Source organism: Duganella sp. BJB476 (assembly GCF_003416895.1).
In the GTDB taxonomy this organism is placed as follows: domain Bacteria; phylum Pseudomonadota; class Gammaproteobacteria; order Burkholderiales; family Burkholderiaceae_D; genus Rugamonas.
Map to the genome: position 1 here is coordinate 330,083 of NZ_QVIO01000001.1, position 22,313 is coordinate 352,395.

Consider the following 22,313-nt stretch of genomic DNA (forward strand, 5'->3'; position numbering starts at 1 on the left):
TAATCATCTGGCAAGATGTCAACAATTACCACTTTTCCCGAAACGCCTGACCGCCAGTGCAGGGTTGTTCCGGCGGTCGCCTAGCCACAATGACGAAACAAACCGCTCATGCAGCCGCTGTCGCCGCCATCGATACCCCGACGGCGAAGTCCGCCCACGGCCTGGTGCCGGTGGTGGGCATCGGCGCGTCCGCGGGCGGCCTCGATCCGATCTGCGAATTCCTGGTCAGCGTGCCGCCGGCCAGCGGCTTCGCCTATGTTGTCGTGCAGCACCTCGATCCGACCCACAAGGCCATGCTGCCGGAGCTGCTGCAGCGGGTCACGCGCATGCGGGTGCACGAGATCGAGGACGGCATGCCGGTCGAAGCCGACCATGTGTATGTGATCCCGCCCGGCCATGACCTCGGATTCGACGGCGCCGATTTCGCCGTGCTGCCCGCTTCCGGTGCGCGCGGCCACCACTTCCCGATCGACAGCTTCTTCCACGCGCTGGCCGCGCGCAGCCGCGAGCATGCGGTGGCCGTGATATTTTCCGGCATGGGCGCCGACGGTACACGGGGCATGGCCGCGGTGCGCGAGGCCGGCGGCCTGACGCTGGCGCAGCAGCCGGCGTCGGCGCGCTTCGATCCCATGCCGCTCAGCGCCATCGCCGCCGATCTGGTCGACATCGTGGCGCTGCCGGGCGAGATGGCGGCGCTGGTGATCAGCTGGTGGAGCAGCCACGAATCCAGCTTGCCGGCCCAGGCGATCGCCCAGCGCGACGCGCTGCGCCAGCTGTTCCAGCTGCTGCTCAAGCAGACCGGCGCCAATTTTTCCGACTACAAGCTGAGCACTGTGCTGCGCCGCATCGAGCGCCGCATGAAGGTGCGCCAGTGCCAGACGCTGGCCGATTATGTCGTCTTCCTGCGCGCCAATCCGGCCGAGGTCGAGCTGCTGTTCAAGGAACTGCTGATCGGTGTGACCAACTTCTTCCGCGACCCCAAGGTGTGGGACTATCTGATGGCGACCGCGCTGCCGCAGCTGCTGGAGGCGCACCCCGACGGCGCCGCCTTCAAGGCCTGGGTGCCGGCCTGCTCGACCGGCGAAGAGGCATATTCGCTGGCGATCGCCTTCAACGAGGTGCTGGAGCGGCTGCGGCCGGCGGCGCGCTACACGCTGCAAATCTTCGCCACCGATCTTGATGACGACGCCATCGAGCGCGCACGCCTGGGCGTGTTCGGCGACGGCGTCGAGGCGGAAATGCCGCCGGAACTGCTGCAACGCTACTTCATGCCGGCCGAGAAGGGCGGCTACCGCGTCCGCAAAGATGTGCGCAACACCATCATCTTCGCACGCCAGAACATCATTTCCGATCCGCCGTTCACCAAGCTCGATATACTGTGTTGTCGCAACCTGCTGATTTATTTCACGGCCAAATTGCAGGAGCAGCTGATCCCGCTGTTCCACTATGCGCTGAAGCCGGAGGGACTGCTGATGCTGGGCAGCGCCGACACGCCCGGCAATTTTCACGAGCTGTTCGCGCCGGCAACCAGCGCGGGGCGCATTTACCGGCGCCTGGATGCGTCCATCCACCGCGTCGCCAATTATTTTCCGACCCGCGTCAACACCGCGTCGATTTCCACCGCCAGCGAACCTCAGCCATCATCCATGAACGGTAACCTCCAAACCCAGGTCGAACAGCAGCTGCTCAAGAAGCACACGCCGGCCGCCGTGCTGCTCAACGCCCATGGCGACATCCTGTACATCCACGGCCGCACCGGCGCCTACCTGGAGCCGGCCGCCGGCAAGGCCAACTGGAACATTCATGCGATGGCGCGCGAGGGCCTGCGGCACGAGCTGGCCGACCTGCTCAAGCGCGCGAGCCAGGGCGAAGGCCAGATCACCGTGCGCGGCCTGATCCAGCGCGACGACGCCGGCAAGCCCTTGCAGGCGCTGGAACTGACGGCCGAGCCCATGCCTGGCGAAGGCCCGCTGGCCGGCACCGTCCTGCTGACGCTGGCCGGCGCGCCGCTGCCGCCGGAAAAGCGCCGCATCCGCACCAGCAATCCGCAGTTGCTGGAACTGGAGCAGCAGCTGGCGCAGGCGCGGCTGGAGATCCAGGCGGTGTGCGCCGAGATGCAGACCTCGCGCGAGGAGCTCAAGTCGGCCAACGAGGAGCTCCAGTCCACCAACGAGGAACTGCAATCGGCCAACGAGGAACTGACCACCTCCAAGGAAGAGATGCAATCGCTGAACGAGGAGCTGTACACCGTCAACGCCGAGCTGCAATCGAAGGTCGACGACCTGTCGGTGGTGAACGGCGACATGAAGAATCTGCTCAACAGCACCGACGTCGCCACCATCTTCCTCGACGGCGAGCTGCGCATCCGCCGCTTCACGGACCAGAGCAAGCAGATCTACAAGCTGATACCGGGCGACGTGCACCGGCCGCTGAGCGACATCGTCAACGATTTGCAGTATCCCGAGCTGGAGGACGACGCGCGCGAAGTGCTGCGCACGCTGATATTCCGCGAACGCCAGATCCCCACCAATAGCGGCGGCTGGTACACGGTGCGCATCATGCCTTACCGGACCGTGGACAATGTGATCGATGGTGTTGTCGTCACCTTCATCAACATCACCGAGTCGAAGCTGCTGGAGGCTCAGCTGCGTTCGATGCAGAAAGGATAGGATTAGCATGAAAAAGCGCCAGCGCCCCGAACTCGATCCCGTCCAGCTGCGTGAGATCGCCGAACAGACGGTGGCGGCGCTGCCGAAAGTGAAGCCGCCGGCGGACGGCGCCGGCAGCGATGAACTCAAGCGCTGGCATGAACTCCAGGTCAGCCAGATCGAGCTGGATATGCAGAACCTGGCGCTGGCCGAGTTGCAGATTGAGCGCGACCTGGCCGAGGAGGGCCGCGACAGCTACGCCGCGCTGTACGACCAGGCGCCGGCCGGCTACCTGTCGCTCGATGCCGACGGCCGCATCACGCGCGCCAACCAGGCCGCCGCCGTGCTGCTGGCGCGCCCGATGTCCGAGCTGGCGGGCCGGCGCTTCGAGCAGTTCGTGGCGCCGCAGTCGCAGGCGCTGTTGCGCGGCTTCCTGCTCGACCTGCTCGACAGCGGCGGGCGCGGAGTGCTGGAAGCGCCGCTGTTCGATTCCTACACCCGCAGCGCCATGCGCGGACTGCGCCAGGTCCGCATCGAAGCCAATATGGATGCGGCGGGGCGCTCCTGCCGCATGATCCTGACCGACATCGGCACCGAAGATGTGCGCGAGGATGCGCGGCGGCGCGCCTTCCAGGTACTCGACAGCATCAACGAGGCGGTGCTGGTGTGCGACGCCGAACAGAACATCGTCTTCGTCAATCCCGCCTTCACCACGCTGACCGGCTACGCGGTGGAGGAGGCGCTGGGTCGCAATCCGCGCTTCCTGGGCCGGCCCGGCGCCCATCCGGTCGGCTATCACGCGGAGGCGCTGCGCTGCCTGCGCAGCTACGGCAAATGGCAGGGTGAGGTGTACAACCGGCGGCGCGACGGCACGCCGTATGTGGCCTCGATGTCGCTGACGGTGGTGCGCGACGACGACGGTTCGATCAGTCATTTCATCGGCGTGTTCTCCGACGTCACGGCGCGCCAGCAGGCCGAGGCGGCGTTGCTGAAGCTGTCGCGCGAGCTCGATGCGCGGGTGGCGGCGCGCACCGCCGAACTGACCGAGGCCAATCGCCAGCTGATGCTGGAAGTGGTGGAGCGCAAACGCACCGAGGCGGCGCTGCACGAATCGCGCGAGCAGCTGCGCAAACTGGCCGAGCACATGGAGACGGTCAAGGAAAGCGAACGTACCCGCATCGCCCGCGACATCCACGACGAGCTGGGACAAAACCTGATGGCGCTGCGTATCGATATCTCCATGCTCAGCGCCCGCACCAGCGAGCGCCACGCGCGCCTGCACCAGCGGGTCGACGCGGTGCTGGAGAACGTCGATACCACCATCAGCAGCGTGCGCGGGATCATGAACGAGCTGCGGCCGGCGGTGCTGGACCTGGGCTTGCAGGCGGCGCTGGAGTGGCAGGCGGGTGAGTTCCGCAAGCGCAGCGGCCTGGCCTGCGCGCTGACGCTGCCGGAGGATGCGGTGTTTGCCGCCATCGCGCCGGAGATGGAGATAGTGCTGTTCCGCAGTTTGCAGGAGGCGCTGAGCAATGTGCGGCGCCATGCGGGCGCCAGCCGGGTCGAGGTGCTGCTGGCGCGGCGCGCCGGCCGGCTGGTGTTCAGCGTCAGCGACAACGGCGTCGGCATCGCGCCGCATAACCGCGACAAGAGCGAGTCGTTCGGCTTGATGGGCATGGCGCAGCGCGTGGAATCGTTGGGTGGACGGCTCGATATCGGCCAGTACGCGCCGGGGCGCGGCTGCACGCTGACGATGGACTTCGCGCTGCCCGCGTGAAAGGCCATCGGCATGATCAAATCTGAGCGACGTCAGATTAGTCCAACAGAACCGGCCGTAGTCCCTGCGCGGCGCAGTGGCGCAGATAATCCTGTCTCCGGTCCTGCACGGTAATCCGGCGCAGTACGGAGCCATCCGGCGCCAGGTACTCCACCGCGCCGGTGACCACCACAAAGACCACCAATGGTGTGTCGCCTATGGCCTGCCACCAGTCGACATTTCCCTCTGGCTCGTACACATAGGCGTGCGGGCCGAGCTGTTCGCCCGTTCCCAGTTGCCGGTACCCTTCCAGATTGAAGGCGTGCACATGGCCGGTATGCCGGTGCAGCCCCAACTTTACGCCAGGCGCCAGCCGCATCAGTTCCACCCAGCCCGTGTCGCCCGGCAGGAATTGCAGCGGTTGCGACCATTTTCCTTCCCCTTCAACGATCCACTCGGGGCCCAGCGTTGTGCTTTGTTCGGTTTTCATGTTCCAGCCTTTCAGAAAAATAATGGGACGTCAGAAGGTATAGATCAGGCCGCCGTTGACGGTGTGTTGCGTCGCACCGGGGGCCGGCAAGTCTTGCCAGTAGGCCGCCACCGGGAACGCGGCCTCGCGGCTGTTGCGCACCACGGCGGCCGTGGCCCACAGCGTGAGCGCCGGGGCGAAGCTGTGTTCCCAGCCACCGCTCAACAGCAGGCCGCGAGAGTCGGTCACATTGGTGCGCGCGCCGTAGATGCCGAGGCGCAGCAGATCGCGGGCGCCGACCTTGCGGTTGACCCCGGCCCACACATGCTGCATCGACGTGTCGCTGCCGGCCGCGGCATCGGGCGCGCGCACGATGTTGTAGGCGGCAAACCAGGAGTTGGCGCCTTGCTCATAGCGGGCTCCCACGATCAATTCGCGCGAGGCATCAAACAGGTCTGACAGATGTCCCTGGCTGTCGCGCGTTTCATCGTAAATCGCGCGGAAATCCAGGCCGCCCCGTTGGTAGCTGAGCACGCCCGCAGTGCTGCGGCAGGCGCGCTCGCCCACGGTGGTCTGCAAGCCGATGGCTAGGCCGCCAAGCTCTGCGCTGCGATAGCCGACGGTATGGCTCCACGCGTTCCAGCTATGGCCTTTGGTCAGCGTGGCGGAGCCGGACCAGTTCAGGCCCATCGGATCGATATACCAGACGTCGTTGCTGTAAGCCATGGAGCGGCCGGCTTCCAGCTTGCCCCAGGTTTTGCTCTCCACGCCGAGCGTGGCATAGCGGCTGAACAGCATGCCGTCGCTGCCGACGGTGCCGGTGGCGGTGTTGAAGCCGCTCTCCAGCCGGGTGAGCAGTTGCAGGTCGGGCGTCAAGGCTTCGGCCACTTGCATGCCGATCAGGCTGGTGCCCCATTCGCTGTTCGAGGCGCGCACCACGTGCTCGTTGTTGGCGCCGATGTGGTCGATGTAGGACAGCCCGGCGGTCACCGTGCCGTACAGGACGGGGCCATCCGCGGCGTGGCCGGGCATCGTCGCTATCAGCAGCGCGGCGCTGGCAATGAGGCGGAGCAGGCGTGATGGCATGATGTTGGTGAATGAAGTGAAGAGGTGTACAGTGTCGCAAGCTTGGGCAATGGCCAACAGAGCCAGTCCGGGCAAACTTCAGGGTGCCGGTTGGGACGCTTCCGTACCGGTTTTTTTCAGCCATTACAGGTCCCGATGGAGCCAGTTCTTCCGATTACCCTTGCGCTGCCGGAGCGTGGCTCCCGGCAAATCCTGCGTTCCATGCACCAGCAGATGCGGACCGCCATCGTCGATGGCCGGCTGTCGGCCGGTTTGCGATTGCCTGGCTCGCGCACGCTGGCGGAGCAATGCGGCGTGTCGCGCAATTGCGCCATGGCGGTGTACGACTTGCTGCTGAGCGAAGGACTGGTCGCGGCGCGAGCCGGCGGTGGGACTTTCGTGTCCGATATCTACCTGGCCGATCCGCCCCGCGCGGCGGCAGACCGGACTTCCTTGCTGCTGCCGCGCTGGCGCCACGCACCAACCGTGCTGCGGCCGTCGGCGGCCGCGCAGTTCGATTATGATTTTGTGGTGGGCCTGCCCGACACCACCCAGTTCCCGTTCGATACCTGGCGGCGCCTGGACGCGCGCTCCTTGCGCCAGCTGGAGCGCGCGCCGGCCGAATATGCAGCGCCGGAAGGACGGGCTGCGCTGCGGGCCGCCATCGCCAAGCATGTGTCGTTTGCCCGCGCCGTGGCCTGCAGTGGTACCGACGTGCTGGTGACGTCCGGCGCGCAGCAGGCCTTCGATCTGCTGGCGCGCATCTTCATCGAGCCGGGCGTGACCAGGGTGGCGATCGAGGATCCGGGCTATCCGCCGTTGCGCTGGGCGCTGGAAAGCTCCGGCGCCGTGCTGGTGCCGGTGCCGGTCGACGCCGAAGGCATGGTGGTGGATCGCATTCCGGCCGACGCGCGGCTGATTTGCGTGACGCCGTCCCACCAGTTCCCGATGGGACCGGCCATGTCGCTGCAGCGCCGCATGGCCTTGCTGGCGTTCGCGCGCGAACATGGCAGCCTGATCATCGAAGACGATTACGATGGTGAGTTCAGCCATTCGTCGCAGCCGCTGGATGCGTTGAAAAGCCTGGACCGCGCCGACTCGGTGTTTTATGTTGGCACCTTCTCCAAGAGCCTGTTTCCAGGTCTGAGGCTGGGCTATGTCATCGCGCCGGCATGGGCACGCGCCGCCCTGGTTGGCGCGAAGCAGCGCAGCGACTGGCACGGCGCGGTAGCGGCGCAGGACACGCTGGCGGCCTTCATCGACGATGGCGACCTCGCGCGCCATATCCGCAAAATGCGCCAGGTCTACAGCCAGCGCAAGCAGATTCTGGTGCAGGCCTTGCAGCGCCATCTGCCGGGCAAGTTGTCGGTGATCCCGTCCGAAGGAGGGCTGCATATCGCTGCGCTGCTAGGCGATGAAGACCAGGCCATGCAGGTCGTCGCGGCCGCGGCGGAGGCGGGCATCCGCGTCGAGCCGCTCAGCCAGTATGCGCTGGCCGCCGCGCCGCCGAACGGGCTGGTGTTTGGACTGGGCCTGATACCCACGCACCTGATCGATCAAGCCGTGCTGCGCCTGACCCTGAGCCCTCCATCCGGCCAATAACGGACAACCTTGCATCGCCTCCCATGGAACTCAAGCACTATGCATATCACAATACTCACCTTTGAAGGTTTCAACGAACTCGATTCATTTATTGCGCTCGGCATCCTCAATCGCGTTAAGAGGCCGGACTGGCGCGTCTCCATTACTTGCCCAACGACGCGTGTCAAATCAATGAATGGCGTTGTTCTTGAAGCCCAGGCGCCACTATCTGAGGCAGCTGGCGCCGACGTTGTACTTGTTGGCAGCGGGATACAGACGAGGGAGATAGTGGCGGATTCACGATTGATGGCACAACTGAAACTAGACCCTCAACGGCAGTTACTTGGCGCTCAGTGTTCAGGCGCTTTAATTCTGGCTAAGCTTGGATTGCTTGATGCGATTCCCGCGTGTACAGACTTAACCACTAAGCCGTGGGTACAAGAGGCTGGCGTGAAGGTTCTCAATCAACCTTTCTTCGCACAAGATAATATTGCTACAGCGGGTGGGTGTTTGGGAGCTCAGTACTTGGCCTGTTGGGTTATTGCGCGCTTGGAAGGCATTGAAGCGGCGAAGGCTGCGATGCACTACGTCGCGCCGGTAGGGGAAAAAGATGAGTATGTTGAAAGGATGTTACGCAATATCACCCCCTACTTAAACGGTATTAGTGGTGTCAGCTGACGATGGACTTTGAGCGGATCAAGTGAAGAATTGCATGCCCTTGTAGGGTCTCTCTTTGCATTCGGCTAGCCGGGAACTCAGGGAGCCTACGTGAGCTTCCAATTGATGGCCATCAGGGTCCAGGAAATAGAACGAGTCGCCCTCGCTTTGGTTCTGCTGCCATTCAGTCACTCCGTTATTCCTGAGCTTTTGCCTGAATTCCTGGAAGTCCGCTTGCTGGATCGAAAATGCGTAGTGGGTGTAAGTTGAGGAGCCTTTGGCGCCGTTCGTCTTGTCTAATGACAGGCATAGCCATAGTTCTCCCAGCGTGAGGTAGGCGCCAGTGTCCCAAGTGGCGGCAGGCCGAAAATTCAGAAGGCGTGAGTAAAAATCGAAGCTACTCGACAGGTCTGTAACGGACAGAGTCAGATGATTAAAACCGGTAAGCACTAAAGACCTCATGCGGGCTTGAAAGATGCTATCTTATCAAATTGGCAGCTCTGATTACTGTGGAGAGAGAACAATGGTGGTGGCGAAATCGTGTGCGGAATGTGGCAATCATGAGCATTTCTCGAGGGAAGTCGCTCCTGGGGAGCTACTCCCGGTGGGTGGTCTCCATGGCGCTAAATACCGAGTCGTTGTCTGCGGAGCTTGTGGATTTACTCGATGGTTCGTCGCGGAGCGATTTCTGCCGCTTGTGAAAGAAAAATTTGAAGCATTAGAGTGAATTGAGCTCGAAGCCCAACTGGCCTCGTCCCGATGCCGATTGGCGATATTTTATTACCTTGTTTTGATGGGCCCAACAGGAATGACACTGCAATTTTTAACTCACTCTATCCCTGACATAATCTTCACGTTGTATTTGCTGGTGTACTTTCCTGCCGATAGCATTTGGCGCGGTTTATCCAAGACGCCACCCAAGCCAAAACTCCCCAATTTGCAGAGCTACTGGCGGCAGGGGCGTTTTGTTCTGGTACTCCTCGCTGCGTTTATGCTGGTTAAGTGGTCGGGAAATCACTCGGCCAGTCAGCTTGGCTTGGATATCCCGCTATCGCCCGGTGGGACTTGGGGGCTGGTGATCGTTACCGTTTTCATGGCGGTTATGCATGTTCTGGGCAAGCGGGCGGAATCCAAAATGACTCCGGAAGATCGCCTCAAGCAAGAGGACAAACTACGAGAGTTGCAGATTTCAATGCCACAGACGCGCATTGAAATCGCGGCGTACTTCGTGACCATGGTCGGCATGACCGCGACTTGGGAGCTGTTATTCCGGGGCTATTTGCTGCTTGTGCTCACGCCGCTCACTGGATTGCCGCTCGCAGTCGCACTGGCTGCTATTTCTTATGGAGCCGGACACGGTTTTAAGAACTTCAAGCAATTCTTTACCTCTATCGTTGTAGCGTTTGCGTTCACAATTGGATATGCGCTAACAGGTAGTTTGTGGTGGCTGATGGTGCTGCACGCAGCTGTGCCGATAACGATGTTCTATACCGCGCGTAAGTTGGGGCCCTCCGAACAAAAGCATTTTCAGCTTTCCCCATAAGGAATATACTGCCGCCAGAACTCAAACTGGGGTGTATATCTTGTTAAAATATCTAGTACTTCCGGTGGCCCTGATGGGCGCCGCTGCGGCCCAGGCCGACGAAGGTCAATGGCAGCCATACCAGCTGCCGCAGCTGAAATCCGAATTGAAGCGCATCGGCATCACCATCCCTGCCGAGAAATTGTCCGATCTGTCCAAGCATCCGATGAGCGCCATCGTTTCGCTGGGCGGCTGCTCGGCATCGTTCGTGTCGGACGCCGGCCTGGTCGTGACCAATCACCATTGCGCATATAGCGCGATCCAGCGCAACGCCACTCCTGAGCACAATTACATCGTCGACGGCTACCTGGCCAAGACCCGCGCCGAAGAGCTGCCGGGCGGCCCGAACACGCTGGTCTACGTGACCGACAAGGTCGAAAACGTCACCGATCGCGTACTCAAAGGCGTGAGCGACACCATGAGCGGCAAGCAGCGCCACGACGCCGTGGAAAAATCGATCAAGGCGCTGATCGCCGAATGCGAGAGCGACAAGTTCTACCGCTGCTCGGTGCCTGCCTTCCACCGCGGCCTGGAGTACTACCGCATCCGCCAGATGATGATACGCGACGTGCGCCTGGTGTACGCGCCGGCCGACATGATCGGTAACTTCGGCGGCGACATCGACAACTACGAATGGCCACGCCAGGGCGGCGACTACTCCTTCCTGCGCGCCTACGTGGGCAAGGACGGCCGCCCGGCCGATCCGTCGCCGGACAACGTGCCTTACCACTCCAAGGACTTCCTGGTGGTCTCCGCCGCCGGCCTGAAAAACGGCGACCCGGTGCTGCTGGCCGGTTATCCGGGCCGCACCAGCCGCTACAAGCTGCCGTCGGAAATCCGCGCAGCGCGCGACTCGGCCTATCCGGCCAAGGTGGCCGAGATCCAGGCCGACCTGGACGTGATCGCCGCCGCCACCAAGGGCAATGCCGCCGCCGCCGTGCGTTACGCCAGCGTCGACAAGAGCATGAACAACGTGATGAAGAAAACCCAGGGCCTGCTGGACGGCTTTGAGCGCAAGGACATCGCCGCCATCAAGGACGTGCAGGACGCGGAGTTCCGCGCCTGGTACGCCAAACAGCCGGGCGTATCGAAAACCCTGCTGGCCGAACTGGATGCGGTGATCGCCGCCGACCTGGCGCTGAGCGACGAGGAATTCGGCTACAGCGTCGCCACCACCGGCGATCTGCTGAAGAGCGGGACCACCCTGTACCGCCTGGCGCGCGAAGCCGCCAAGCCGGACGCGGAACGCGAAACCGGCTACCAGGAGCGCGACCTGACCTTCATCAAGGCCCGCCTGAACCGCCTGGAGCAGTCGTATGTGGGCAGCGTCGACCAGGCGCGCTTTGTGGCCGCCTTGCAGCGCTACGCCAAGCTGCCGAAGTCCATGCACGTCCTCGGCATGGATGGTTTGCTGCCGGCCGTCGAGACGGTGCCGGCCCTGTACCTCAAGTCGTCGCTGGGCGATACCGCCAAGCGCCTGGCGTGGGTGGGCAAGGACGCCGCCGCGCTGGCCGCGTCGGACGACGCGTTCCTGCAACTGGCCGTCAAGCTGGACGGCGTGACGCAGTCGCTGATCGAACGCCGCAAGGAACTGGACGGCAACCTGGAACGCGTGATCCCGCAATACATGCAGGCCGTGATCGCATGGAAGAAGTCGCAGGGCAAGCCGGTCTACCCGGATGCGAATTCGACGCTGCGCGTGACCTACGGCACGGTGTCGCCTTACTCGCCTAAGGACGGCATCACCAAGGGCCCGTTCACCACGATCGAAGGCATCGTCGAGAAGAACACCGGCAAGGATCCGTTCAACGCACCGCAAAAGCTGCTCGATGCGATCAAGGCCAAGCGCTATGGCCAGTTCATGGATCCGATCCTGGGCACGGTGCCGGTCGACTTCCTGACCAGTGCCGACACCACCGGCGGCAATTCCGGCTCGGCGGTGATGAACAAGAACGGCGAGTTGATCGGCCTGAATTTCGATTCGACCTACGAGTCCATCACCAAGGACTGGTACTTCGACACCGCCATCACCCGCGCCATCCACATGGATATCCGCTATATGCTGTGGGTGATGGCCGAAGTGGACCACGCTGATAACGTGCTCAAAGAGCTGACCATCAAGTATCCGGCCAAGAAAAAATAATGAACGAGCTATCGGTTCTCCTGGGGTACCTGAACATGCCGTGGCACCTGGCAGGCGTGGCCACGTCCCCGCTGGAACTGGTGTCCTTCATTTTGTCGGTGGTCACGGTGTGGCTCAACATCCGCCAGAGCCATTGGGGCTGGCTGTTCGCCATCATCTCGTCGGCCACCTACGGGCTGGTGTTCTTCGGTTCGCGGCTGTATGGCGACATGGGCTTGCAGCTGGTGTTCATCGCCGTGTCGTTCTTCGGCTGGTACCAGTGGCTGCATGGCGATGATAGCCACGATAGGCTGCCCGTCTCCACGCTGGACACGCGCGGCCGCTGGTGGGCCGCAGGCGGCTGGCTGGCTGGCTTCGCGCTGCTGGCCTGGTTCCTCAAGTCCTATACCGATACCGATGTGCCCAACTCCGACGGTTTCCTGACCGCCGGCAGCCTGGTCGGGCAGCTGCTGCTGTCGCGTAAGAAGGTCGAGAACTGGCATGTGTGGATCATCGTCGACGTGCTGTACGTAGCGCTGTACCTGCACAAGCACCTGGTGCTGACGGCGGTGCTGTACGCGGTATTCGTCGGCATGGCGGTGATCGGCCTGCGCGCCTGGAGCCACGACCATACGGGCGGCCGCAACGGCCGCATGGCGCTGGAATGAGCGCGCACGCGCCGCTGCGGGTGGCCATACTGGGCACCACGTCGTCCGGCAAGTCGACGCTGGCGGCGGCGCTGGCCGAGCACTATCAAACGCTGTGGGTGCCCGAGTACCTGCGCGAGTTCGTCGACACCGAGGCCAGGATACCGGTGGCGGCGGACCAGTTCCACATCGCCGAGACGCAGCGCGACCGCGAGGATGCGGCCGTGCCGCGCGCCAACAAGTATCTTTTTTGCGACACCGCGCCGCTGATGACGGTGGTCTATGGCCGCCATTATTTCGGCGGCATCGACGAGCAATTGGCCACGCTGGCGGCACAGCACCAGCAGGACTATGCCTGCACGCTGGTGACGGCGCCGGACATCCCCTGGGTGGCCGACGGCTTGCAGCGTGAATCCGAGGAAGTGAGCGTCATCATCAACCGCATGCTGCTGGACGAGCTGGCCACGCGTGGGATACCCTATCTGCTGGTGTCGGGCGATCCCGACGAGCGACTATCCCAAGTGAAGCGGCATCTACCATGAAGCAACGGCTGGCGGCGATATTGATGTGTGTGTCCCCGCTGGCGTTGGCCGATACCGGCTACTACCTGGTCTCCACCTACGACGTGGAAGGCCAGGCATCCCTCGATTACAAATACTGGAACGCCCACTACAAGGGCTTTACCGTGGCGGCGCCGGAAATCGGCATCGGCTACGGCGTCACGTCGCGCTGGTACACCGAGGTGTACGCCAAGTGGACCAAATTCAACGGCGGCGCCAGTCACTGGGTGGAAACGGCCTGGCAGAACGACTACCTGCTGACGCAAGGCCAGTATCCCTTCGACCTGGCGCTGCACACCAAAGTGGAAAAGGCGCGCGACAACGCCGAGGGCTACGCGTTTGAATGGGGCCCGGTGCTGCAAACGGAAATCGGCCGCACGCAGTTCAACGCCAACCTGTTTTTCCAGCGCGACTATCGCGTGGCGCCGGGCGGCGGCGAGCATCCGATGGAGCTGACTTACCAGCTGCAAGTCAAACATAACTGGAAGCCGTGGCTGCAGCCTGGCGTGCAGGCGTTCGGCGAAGTGGGGAAGTGGAACGACTGGCTGCCATACCGGCAGCAGTCGCACCGCGCCGGACCGGCGGTGTTCGGACACCGCGATATCGGCCGGCAGGAGATCAAGTACGAATTCGCTTACCTGATCGGCAGGAATTCGGCACGCGCAGCGAAGAGTTTTTCGATGCGCGTGCAGCTGGTCTTTTAAAGGTCGAACTGGGCCGACACGCGGAAGGTGCGTGAGGCGCCCGGCATCAGGTAACCACCCAGTTCCGGCGTGACGTCGCGCCAGTAGAACTTGTCGAAGGCGTTGTCGATGCTGGCGCGCAGCGTGGTCTGGACGCCGCCGATACGGGTGGCGTAGGCGCCGCCCAGGTTCATCACATGGTAGCTCGGCACGAACACCTGGTTCGCGTTGTCGAACGCCTTCTTGCCCGAATAGATCCAGTTGGCGCTGACCGACAGACCTGCCACTTGCGGCACCGCGTAGTCGGCGTAGACGGTCGACTTGAAGGCCGGGACGTCGGCGACGCGCTTGCCGTCCAGATCCGCCGAGCCGGTGTCGCGCTGCTGCGAGTTCAGCGCCATGGCCGATACGCCCACCGTCAGTTCACGCGAGGCGCGGCCGTTCAAAGCCATTTCCAGGCCGCGGTGTTGCGCCTGGCCGTTGCGCACGAAGTAGCTTTGAGCGTCGGTGTATTCGAGGCCCTTGCGGATTTCGAACAGGGCCACGCTCGCGCTCAGGTCGGGATGGATGTCAGCCTTGACGCCCACTTCGACCTGCTTCGATTTGCCCGGCGCCAGCGCGCGGCCAAAGTTATTCGTGCCGATCGGTGCAACGCCGCCATGCTCCAGACCCTGCGCATACGAGGTGTAGACCGAAACGTTGGGACGCAGGCTGTACACCAGCGCCACATTCGGCAGCCAGAAGCCGATGTCGGTGTGGGCGTCCGGCTGCAGAACGCCATTTTCGTCCGGGCCGACATATTCGACGCGCTTGACCTGCACATAGCGCGCGCCGGCGTGCAGCTTGAGTTGCTCGTTGATGCTCAGGATGTCCTGCGCGAACAAGGCACGCTCGTTGTCGCGGCGGCGTTCGGAGACCGGACCGCTGCTGCCGCCGGACGGCGCCACCATGATCGGGTGGTAGATGTTGCTGAACGCGAGGCCGTCGGCGCCGGCCTGGGTGTACAGGTAGTTACCCCATTTCTCGCTGTTCTTGAACAGCGATGCGCCGCCGGTGAATTCATGCTTGAACGAGCCGGTGCTGAACTTGCCCTGCATCAGCGCCTGCACCGTCAGCGGCGATTTCTTTTCGCCCAGGCTGATGTAGTCGTAGACGTCGTAGTCGCCGTTGCCGCAGAAGCCGCCGTAGTACAGGCCTTGCGCACCGCAGCCGTAAGGGAAAGCGGTGTAGTCGTCGCGCTTGAATTGGTGCTGGTTGGCGCTGACGGTGGTGCTCCAGTCGGGCGTGAACTTGTATTCGAAGCGGGCGCCGATGTTGCTGCTGGTGGTCTCGACCGGACGGCTCCACGGCTGGTTGTTGAGCATGGTGTCGGCCGGGATGTTCGGCAGCGTCTGGTTGTTCAGCAGCTGGAAGCCGGGCGCGGTCACTTGCGATTTCTTCTGGTAGTCGGCGTCCACTTGCAGCAGCGCCTGCGGCGAGATCTTCCAGTCGAAGGCGGCCGAGACGAACTTGCGGTTGCCGTCGGCGCCCTTGATGTAGGAGCGCAGGCGTTCGGCGGCGGCGTTGAAGCGGTAGCCGAAGCGCTGGTCTTCAAAGCGGCCGCCCAGGTCGACGGCGCCGTACAGCGTGCCGCGTTCGCGTTCTTCCAGCACCACCGTGCGCAGCGGCGTATCGGTCGGACGCTTGGTGACGTAGTTGACGATGCCGCCCGGCGTCGACACGCCAGATTGCAGGCCGGACAGGCCTTTCAGCACTTCCAGGCGTTCCTTGTTTTCCAGCGGGATCTGGGTGTCGGCCGAGATCGCCATGCCGTCCTTGCGGTAGCTGGAGGCGTTGTCCAGCTTGAAGCCGCGGATCGAGAACTGCTCCGAATAGCCGACCGCGTTGTAGGAGTCGCCGATGCTGGCGTCGTAGCGGGCGGCGTCGGTGGTGGAACGGATTTGCAGGTCCAGCATCTGCTGCGCGGTCAGCACGCTGACCGAGGCCGGGGTTTCCAGCAGCGGTGCGTTGGAGAAGCCGGCCACGCTGGCGCGGCTGGCCTGCGCCTTGGCGCCGGTGATCACCACTTCGGGCATGGCTTGCTCGGCGGCGGAGGTTTCAGCGGCGGCAACGCCGGGAAATGCATGGAGTACCGCCAGGGCGATGGCGGAAACTGCGAATCTTGGTGTGTTCATGTGCTCTCTCTTTTGTTCTTGGCTGGGAGCCGCGAGGAGAGCCATCAAAGGAGGGGAGAACTACTTTGCGCTTTCCTTCGCTGGCATTATCCAGATCAGGTACGAAGGGTATCTCTCACCCGGCAGCAAAGCTCCAGGACCCCTAGCGAGGCGCTAGTGTAGCACATGCGGTGCCGTGCGCCGCGATCCGCGCCGCGCCGCTACACTTGCGGTTTGCGCCACAAGGCGCCAACGAAGCAGACACAGCTATTAACGGAGGCGCCATCATGTCCATACATTTTGGCGACACTCTGCTGCATCGTGCAAGTGAAAGGGCAGGAATGAGGCAGTCGTATCAAGAGGGAAGCTGGTTTGCCATACCGTTGCTGGATGGCGGCTATGGCTGGGGCCTGGTGGCGCGTTTGTCGCCGGGCAGCAAGATCATGCTGGCGTATCTGTTCGGTCCCAAGCTGCCGCGCTTGCCGTCGCTGGAGGAGCTCAATACGCTGCAACCGCAGGACGCCGTCAAGGTGCTGCGGGTGGGCGACATGGCGCTGGCCAGTGGCCATTGGCGCGTGCTGGGCGATATCGCCGACTGGAATCCGGCGATGTGGCCGATGCCGCAGTTCCTGCGCCGCGCCGATGCGCTCAAGCGGGCCTGGCGCGTGACGTATTCGGATGCGGATCCGAGCCGCTCGGAGCGCGAAGAGTCCGTGCCTTACGATACGCAGGGCCTGGAGACGGACTCGCTGTACGGCTACGGCTCGACCGAGCTGCTGCTGACCAGGCTGCTGGAACCGCAGGACCACCCGATCAACCGCAGCAGCGGTAGCGGTAGTAACAGCAGCGTCAGTCGCAGCTGACGTTCCAGGCCGCGTACTCGCCGCGGTGCTTGCGTACGGCGACGCGGGCGATCGTGTCGCGGTCGCTTTCAAATACCAGACTGAACATGACGGGCGCGCCGGCCGCAGGCGGCGCCGGCGCGATCGCGCGCAGCGTGAACGGCAGGGCGCGCTGGCGGATGCATTGCGAGTTGCCGGCGAATAGCAGGCGTGCACGGCTCAGCAGTTCGGGATACTGGCGCAGCAGCGCCACCACGTCTTCCGGCGGCAGCGTCTGCTCCATCAACACGGTATGCGGGGCGGCGGTGCAGATGGTTTTGGGCTGGGCCAGCCATACATGCCAGCTCGGCGGCTGGGCCGACTCGGTCCAGCGCCCATCCCTGGGCGCCTTGGCGTCGTAGACAAAACTCGAACGGATTTGCCGGCACAGGTCGACCGCCGAATGGCGCGGCGCCGAATCGACGCGGGCGATGACCTGCCACGGTTTGCCGCGCTGGCGCTGGATGTCGAACTCGGGCGCAAACAGCGGCGGCACCGGGCGCGCGCCTTTGGATTCGGCCAGTATCTTCTGGCGGAAGTAGTCGTCGAAGGAACTGCGTTCCTCGTCGCTGGGCGCGCGCTGTTCGATGGGCGGCGGCCCGGACGGTTTGGCCTGCTTGCCGGCCACGGCCGGTCCGGCCGCAGCCAGCAGCACTGCAAAATACATTGCCCGCATCAAGCCGCCTTCATCACGATCTGGATCAGCAGGCCGCCGCCGTCGCGATTGCGCACGTGCAGCTCGGCGCCGTGGCGCTGCATCACGCGGTCGACGATGGCCAGGCCTAGCCCGGCGCCGTTGGCCTGGCCGCGCGCGGTGTCGAGCCGGGTGAAGGGCTTGAGCAGCTGCTCGATCTGGTCGGCCGGCACGCCGTTGCCGTGGTCCTGCACCTCGACGATCACGCGGCGCGAGGTGTGCATGCCTTTGGTGCTGCACTTGATGTCGATCTCGGTGACCTCGCTGCCGGGCGTCTTGCCGTAGCGGCGGGCGTTCTCGATCAGGTTGTTGATGACGCGCTTGATGTCGGTGGCGTTGCCCATCACGTGGGCGTTGGCGACGATGTCGGTGGTGATGCGCACATCCGGCAGGCGGCCGGCTTCATGCGCGGTGTCTTGCAGCAGCTCGCTGAGGTCGACGTTGATGAAGCTCGATACCTCGGTCGGCTTGGCGTAGTCGAGGAACTGGCCGATGATGTCGTCCATCTGGCCGATGTCGGACTGGATGCCTTCGCGCGCCTCGTTCGACAGGTTGGCCATCTCCACTTCCAGTTGCATGCGCGCCAGCGGCGTGCGCAGGTCGTGCGAGATGCCGGCCAGGATCACAGCGCGGTCCGATTCCACCTGCTGCAACTGCACCACCATCTGGTTGAAGCTGCGGTTGGCTTCCATGATTTCCATCGCGCCTTTTTCCGGCAGCGGGTCCGGGCGCTTGCCCTGTGCGAAGGCGCGCGTGGCTTGCGTCAGGCGGCGCAGCGGCAGGTTGATCAGGCTGGAGATGAAGGCCGCGCCCAGCAGCGACACCACCGACACCACGCTGGCCCAGCCCAGCCACTGGATGCCGGTCAGGCCGCGGATGCGTTCGCGCTCCAGCATCAGCCAGTAGGCGTCGTCGTCGATCTTGAAGCTGACCCAGAAACCGGCCACGCCGTTGACGCGCGCCGAGAAGCGGGTGTCCTCGCCCAGCTTGGCCTTGACCAGTTTCTGGATGTCGGGCATCAGCGCGTTGTCGGGCGGCGGATCGACCTTGTCGTCGTCCTCCAGCGTGAACACGCGGATGCCTTCGTTGGACACCAGGTCGAACAGCAGCTCGCGCCGCAGTTCGGGCGCGGAGTGGGTGAGGGCGGCGTGGGTGATGGTGACCACCGAGATCACCTGCGAGGAGATCTGCTGCACCTGCGGCTCGTGCTGGACGGCGCTGATCATGCCGACCCAGGCCGTCATGCTGGTGGTGGTCAGCGCGCCCAGCAGGAAGAAGGTGCGCCAGAACAGGCCGCTTTTCAGGCTGGCGGCCCTGAACGTAAAAGGAAACTTCGATTTCATGCGCACGCCCGCGCCTTAGCGCGGCTGCCCCTCCGGAATGAACACATAGCCCAGGCCCCAGACGGTCTGGATGTACAGCGGGCTCGACGGATCGGGTTCGATCAGTTTGCGCAGGCGCGAGATCTGCACGTCCAGGCTGCGGTCGAACACTTCGTATTCGCGGCCGCGCGCCAGTTCCATCAGCTTTTCGCGCGACAGCGGCTGGCGCGCATGGCGGGCGAATACTTTTAGTACCGAAAATTCGCCGGTGGTCAGCGGCACGGTCTCGCCGGCCTTCTTCAGCGTGCGGGTGCCCAGGTCCAGCACGAACTGGCCGAACTCGAACGACTGCGGGGTTTCCGACGGCGCGCCGGGGATTTCGTCCGGGCCGCGGCGGCGCAGCACGGCGCCGATGCGGGCCACCAGCTCGCGCGGGTTGAACGGCTTCGGCAGGTAGTCGTCGGCGCCCATTTCCAGGCCGACGATGCGGTCCACGTCTTCGCCCTTGGCGGTCAGCATGATGATCGGCGTCTGGTCGCCGGCGCCGCGCAGGCGGCGGCAGATCGACAGGCCGTCTTCGCCCGGCAGCATCAGGTCCAGCACCAGCAGATCGTAGCGCTCGCGCAGCCACAGCTTGTTCATGGCCGTCGCGCTCTCGGCGGTGAAGACGTTGAAGCCTTGCTCGGTCAGGTAGCGGCGCAGCAGGTCGCGCAGCCGTACGTCGTCGTCCACTACCATGATCTTGGCCTGATGGCCATGCTGGTTGGCGGAGGTGTTGCCGGATTCAGTCGTTGTGCTAGTCATTTGGCTGCCAGATTTGTCATATTCATGTTGCTATGGTAACGTCATATTCGCATTGCGAAAACGTCTGTGACAACCCATTACAAAGTGTTACAAACTTTACCCAATTCGTCTTACCCCCTCAGGTAAAGCATCATACACTCTGGGCATAGATTCAGCTTTTTAGGAACGTCATGGGCATCGATCACAAAAAAAACTACGCGGCAGCAAGCGCAAATTTTTGCGTGCGATCCCTCTTGGGCGTTCTGTTGCTGAGCGGCGCCGCGATGGCGCACGACAGTTCCTCGGAGCGCGACGCGCCGCGCCGCGAAGAGCCCCGCACCCTGCCTGCGCGCGATGTGCAGCCGGCGCGTCAGGCCGAGCCACGCCAGATCGATCCGCGCAGCTATGAGGCCCGCGCCGAAGAGCAGCGCCGCGCCATGCAGGAAGCCGGCCGCAATGCCGAAATGAATCGCCGTGCCGGCCGCCTGACGCCGGACGAGCGCCGCGACCTGCGCCGCCAGATCAACGAAGCCGGCCAGGATATCTACGCCAACCCGCCCCGCCATTGATCGACCGCTGCTTTTATTATTGAACTAACATTGATCTGTGACAATAATTTCACAGTTGTGTCGTTCGCACCACGAAAATCGCTTTCTTTTCCTTACTCCAAGTGTAATATTAGTTAATTACACGCAATGCCCTTCGGCCGCGTGCCGTTCGGAGGAAGATGGTGGTTCAAGAGGTTGCCCCTGCCGCGCAAGGCCAGGAGTCTCATGCTCCGGGGAGCGGCTTGCCTGTCGGCTTGCTGAAGCGCCCGGACGGCATCTATATCGACATGACGCTGTCGCCGCTGACGCTGACCGCCGCCATCAATGAAGTCTTCCATTCCCACTGTTATTTCGTCGGCCTGAATTATCCCTTGCTGGTCAAGGCGCTGTACGGTGTCGGCCCCGATACCGGCGTGCCGGGCCAGGCGCGGCTGGCGGCCGAGTTGCGCGTGATGGAGCCGGAGCGCATCGCGCTGTACAAGAATCCGAAGATGGGGCGCGGCTACGCCGAATACTATTTCGAGACGCTGTATCTGGACGCGATGACGCTGCCCGACGGCACCGAGATCCCGGAACGGCCGACGCGGCTGGACGTCGACGAGTTCGTGGCCGAGATGTGGAACAAGGGTATCCTGTTCGGCATCGAGGTGGCGGCCGTGGCGGCGGCCATCGCTTCCACCAAGGCCGACCGCATCACCGTGGCCACCGAGCTGGAGCCGGAGCCGGGCCAGGACGCGACGGTGGTCGAAGTGTCGTCCGACCTGCACCGCAGCGACGCGCCCAAGACCAAGGCCGACGGCCGCATTGACCTGGGCAGCTTCCAGAACCGCTTCCCGCAGATCAAGGCCAATGTGCGGCTGCTGAAAAAGCTGCCCGCCGTGCCGGGGCAGCCGGGCTTCGACCTGGCCGGCCGCATGACGCCGGCCGGCGCGCCCAAGGACCTGACGCTGCGCTTCTTCGCCGGCGACGGCACCGACGCCGTGATGGTGGACAACGACGAGTACCTGGTGTCGACCCGCGAAGGCTTCCTGAACGTCGATTCCAAGTCCAACCGCATTTCCATCACCGATAAAATCGTCAGCACCGACGGCGTCAGCGGCCGCACCACCGGCAACCTGGAACTGGCCGGCGCCTACGAGGAATTCGGCGACGTGCAGGAGCAGCGCGACGTCACCGGCGGCGACATCACGGTGCACGGCAACGTCTACGGCAATATCCATTCGCGCGGCGGCACCGTGGTGCTGGACAAGAACCTGGTCAGCGGCAGCATCGCCAACGTGGCCGGCAACATCACCGTCACCGGGGTCGCTTCCGGCTCGGTGATCTCCACCCGCAGCGGCACGGTGCATATCGGCCGGGCCGAGAACTGCGTCATCTCCGGCACCATCGTGACCTTGGGCGAGGCTTCCAACTGCGAGATCATCGCCGAAGAAATCCGCATCGAAGTGGCCGAGGGCTGCGCGGTGGCCGGCCGCAACGTCGAAATCGAAAACGCCGGGCCGCGCCGCCGCACCGAGATGGTCATCTATGTGCTGGTGAAGGATGTCAGCCAGTTCGACCAGGAGATCGCCGACCTGGAACTGCGGGTGGCGGGCTTCGAGGCGGCCAACCTGGCGGCGCGGGAGGAGGCCGAGCGCATCGCGGCGGTGCCGGACGTGCGGCGCTACCTGGCGCTGGCCGAAAAGCTGCGGGTGCAGGAGCTGCAACTGACCGCCGAGCAGGGCCAGTTCCTGCGCAAGATCGCCGGCGCGGTGGCCACCGAGTTGCAGGCCATCGCCAAGCTGCGCACCGACCTGCAGGCAGGCCAGACGCAGCAAAAGCTGTTGCAGGACAAGCTGGCCCGCGTGCTCGAACAGAAGGCGGAAGCGGCCGGTGTGGCGCGCTGCGGCCTGCACCTGGTCAACGGCGACACCCTGGTGCGCACCATGCCGTTCCAGTCCGACGTCACGGCGCTGATCCAGCTGCCCGCCAAGGATATCAAGCAGCGCCTGCGCGGCACGCCGGGCGGCGGCGAGGTGCTGTTCAGCGACAGCGCCGGCTCGCTGGACTGGCACCTCAGCGCGCGGCAGCGGCCTGTGGCTGGCTAGCCCCAGTGCGCGCACAATGCCTGCGGTTCATGCTAATCTAGATTCAACATTACAAAGTGAAGAAGCGTTGCCTGGCCG

19 protein-coding genes and 1 riboswitch are annotated in these 22,313 nt (G+C 63.7%); of the genes, 12 read left to right on the forward strand and 7 right to left on the reverse strand.

The window, feature by feature from the left end:
• Positions 1 to 89 precede the first annotated feature (89 nt).
• Together D0T21_RS01455 and D0T21_RS01460 are read left to right on the forward strand one after the other, a co-directional pair.
• Entirely contained in the window at positions 90 to 2,669 is a 2,580-nt protein-coding gene (locus tag D0T21_RS01455; RefSeq protein ID WP_229211291.1) for a chemotaxis protein CheB, read from the forward strand.
• 7 nt (positions 2,670 to 2,676) lie between these two features.
• Positions 2,677 to 4,422 carry a PAS domain-containing protein gene (locus D0T21_RS01460; RefSeq protein WP_116988085.1) on the forward strand — a complete coding sequence of 582 codons (1,746 nt, stop codon included), beginning with the start codon at positions 2,677 to 2,679 and terminating at the stop codon, positions 4,420 to 4,422.
• Positions 4,423 to 4,459: 37 nt separating this feature from the next.
• Here D0T21_RS01460 and D0T21_RS01465 read toward each other — a convergent pair whose 3' ends face one another.
• Together D0T21_RS01465 and D0T21_RS01470 are read right to left on the reverse strand one after the other, a co-directional pair.
• Positions 4,460 to 4,891 carry a cupin domain-containing protein gene (locus D0T21_RS01465; RefSeq protein ID WP_116988086.1) on the reverse strand — a complete coding sequence of 144 codons (432 nt, stop codon included), beginning with the start codon at positions 4,889 to 4,891 and terminating at the stop codon, positions 4,460 to 4,462.
• A 30-nt stretch (positions 4,892 to 4,921) separates the two neighbouring features.
• Positions 4,922 to 5,956 carry a porin gene (locus D0T21_RS01470; protein ID WP_116988087.1) on the reverse strand — a complete coding sequence of 345 codons (1,035 nt, stop codon included), beginning with the start codon at positions 5,954 to 5,956 and terminating at the stop codon, positions 4,922 to 4,924.
• Positions 5,957 to 6,091: 135 nt separating this feature from the next.
• Between D0T21_RS01470 and D0T21_RS01475 the strand changes: the two genes are divergently transcribed.
• On the forward strand, positions 6,092 to 7,537 hold the full coding sequence (locus D0T21_RS01475) for a PLP-dependent aminotransferase family protein (protein WP_116988088.1): 1,446 nt from the start codon (positions 6,092 to 6,094) through the stop codon (positions 7,535 to 7,537).
• Between the two features lie 39 nt (positions 7,538 to 7,576).
• Positions 7,577 to 8,194 carry a DJ-1/PfpI family protein gene (locus D0T21_RS01480; protein ID WP_116988089.1) on the forward strand — a complete coding sequence of 206 codons (618 nt, stop codon included), beginning with the start codon at positions 7,577 to 7,579 and terminating at the stop codon, positions 8,192 to 8,194.
• An 18-nt stretch (positions 8,195 to 8,212) separates the two neighbouring features.
• On the opposite strand, the gene fos is transcribed toward D0T21_RS01480, so the two are convergent.
• Positions 8,213 to 8,623 (reverse strand): fosfomycin resistance glutathione transferase, encoded by a 411-nt coding sequence (fos, locus tag D0T21_RS01485; protein WP_116989315.1) that lies wholly within the window; start codon positions 8,621 to 8,623, stop codon positions 8,213 to 8,215.
• Between the two features lie 358 nt (positions 8,624 to 8,981).
• Between fos and D0T21_RS01490 the strand changes: the two genes are divergently transcribed.
• Genes D0T21_RS01490 through D0T21_RS01510 form a run of 5 tightly spaced genes read left to right on the forward strand, consistent with a single transcriptional unit; the run spans position 8,982 to position 13,788 of the window.
• Positions 8,982 to 9,716, forward strand: coding sequence for a CPBP family intramembrane glutamic endopeptidase (locus tag D0T21_RS01490; RefSeq protein ID WP_158567945.1), 735 nt, complete (start codon positions 8,982 to 8,984; stop codon positions 9,714 to 9,716).
• 40 nt (positions 9,717 to 9,756) lie between these two features.
• Complete coding sequence (locus D0T21_RS01495) at positions 9,757 to 11,898, forward strand: S46 family peptidase (RefSeq protein ID WP_373886645.1); 2,142 nt, start codon at positions 9,757 to 9,759, stop codon at positions 11,896 to 11,898.
• Positions 11,898 to 12,545, forward strand: a complete 648-nt coding sequence (gene pnuC, locus D0T21_RS01500) for a nicotinamide riboside transporter PnuC (RefSeq protein ID WP_373886646.1) — start codon at positions 11,898 to 11,900, stop codon at positions 12,543 to 12,545. Before D0T21_RS01495 ends, pnuC begins: the two co-directional genes overlap by 1 nt.
• Entirely contained in the window at positions 12,542 to 13,066 is a 525-nt protein-coding gene (locus D0T21_RS01505) for an AAA family ATPase (protein WP_116988092.1), read from the forward strand. The genes pnuC and D0T21_RS01505 overlap by 4 nt, the downstream gene beginning before the upstream one ends.
• Positions 13,063 to 13,788 (forward strand): hypothetical protein, encoded by a 726-nt coding sequence (locus D0T21_RS01510; protein WP_116988093.1) that lies wholly within the window; start codon positions 13,063 to 13,065, stop codon positions 13,786 to 13,788. Before D0T21_RS01505 ends, D0T21_RS01510 begins: the two co-directional genes overlap by 4 nt.
• On the opposite strand, the gene D0T21_RS01515 is transcribed toward D0T21_RS01510, so the two are convergent.
• Complete coding sequence (locus D0T21_RS01515) at positions 13,785 to 15,941, reverse strand: TonB-dependent siderophore receptor (protein WP_116988094.1); 2,157 nt, start codon at positions 15,939 to 15,941, stop codon at positions 13,785 to 13,787. The genes D0T21_RS01510 and D0T21_RS01515 overlap by 4 nt on opposite strands.
• A gap of 55 nt (positions 15,942 to 15,996) precedes the next feature.
• Positions 15,997 to 16,095: riboswitch (TPP riboswitch) on the reverse strand.
• A gap of 166 nt (positions 16,096 to 16,261) precedes the next feature.
• On the opposite strand from D0T21_RS01515, the gene D0T21_RS01520 reads away from it, so the two are divergent.
• Positions 16,262 to 16,783: an Imm26 family immunity protein gene (locus D0T21_RS01520; RefSeq protein WP_116988095.1), complete on the forward strand. Its 522-nt coding sequence runs from the start codon at positions 16,262 to 16,264 to the stop codon at positions 16,781 to 16,783.
• Here D0T21_RS01520 and D0T21_RS01525 read toward each other — a convergent pair.
• The 3 genes from D0T21_RS01525 to ompR are packed head-to-tail and all read right to left on the reverse strand — an operon-like array spanning position 16,770 to position 19,621.
• Positions 16,770 to 17,477, reverse strand: a complete 708-nt coding sequence (locus tag D0T21_RS01525; RefSeq protein WP_116988096.1) for a hypothetical protein — start codon at positions 17,475 to 17,477, stop codon at positions 16,770 to 16,772. The two genes, D0T21_RS01520 and D0T21_RS01525, sit on opposite strands and share 14 nt — an antisense overlap.
• Positions 17,477 to 18,838 carry a sensor histidine kinase gene (locus D0T21_RS01530; RefSeq protein ID WP_116988097.1) on the reverse strand — a complete coding sequence of 454 codons (1,362 nt, stop codon included), beginning with the start codon at positions 18,836 to 18,838 and terminating at the stop codon, positions 17,477 to 17,479. Before D0T21_RS01530 ends, D0T21_RS01525 begins: the two co-directional genes overlap by 1 nt.
• Before the next feature lie 15 nt (positions 18,839 to 18,853).
• Positions 18,854 to 19,621 (reverse strand): two-component system response regulator OmpR, encoded by a 768-nt coding sequence (ompR, locus tag D0T21_RS01535; protein WP_020702208.1) that lies wholly within the window; start codon positions 19,619 to 19,621, stop codon positions 18,854 to 18,856.
• A gap of 221 nt (positions 19,622 to 19,842) precedes the next feature.
• Here ompR and D0T21_RS01540 point away from each other — a divergent pair, with 221 nt between their 5' ends.
• Positions 19,843 to 20,169, forward strand: coding sequence for a hypothetical protein (locus D0T21_RS01540; RefSeq protein ID WP_373886647.1), 327 nt, complete (start codon positions 19,843 to 19,845; stop codon positions 20,167 to 20,169).
• Positions 20,170 to 20,390: 221 nt separating this feature from the next.
• Positions 20,391 to 22,235 (forward strand): flagellar assembly protein A, encoded by a 1,845-nt coding sequence (locus tag D0T21_RS01545; protein WP_229211292.1) that lies wholly within the window; start codon positions 20,391 to 20,393, stop codon positions 22,233 to 22,235.
• The last annotated feature ends 78 nt before the right edge of the window (positions 22,236 to 22,313 follow it).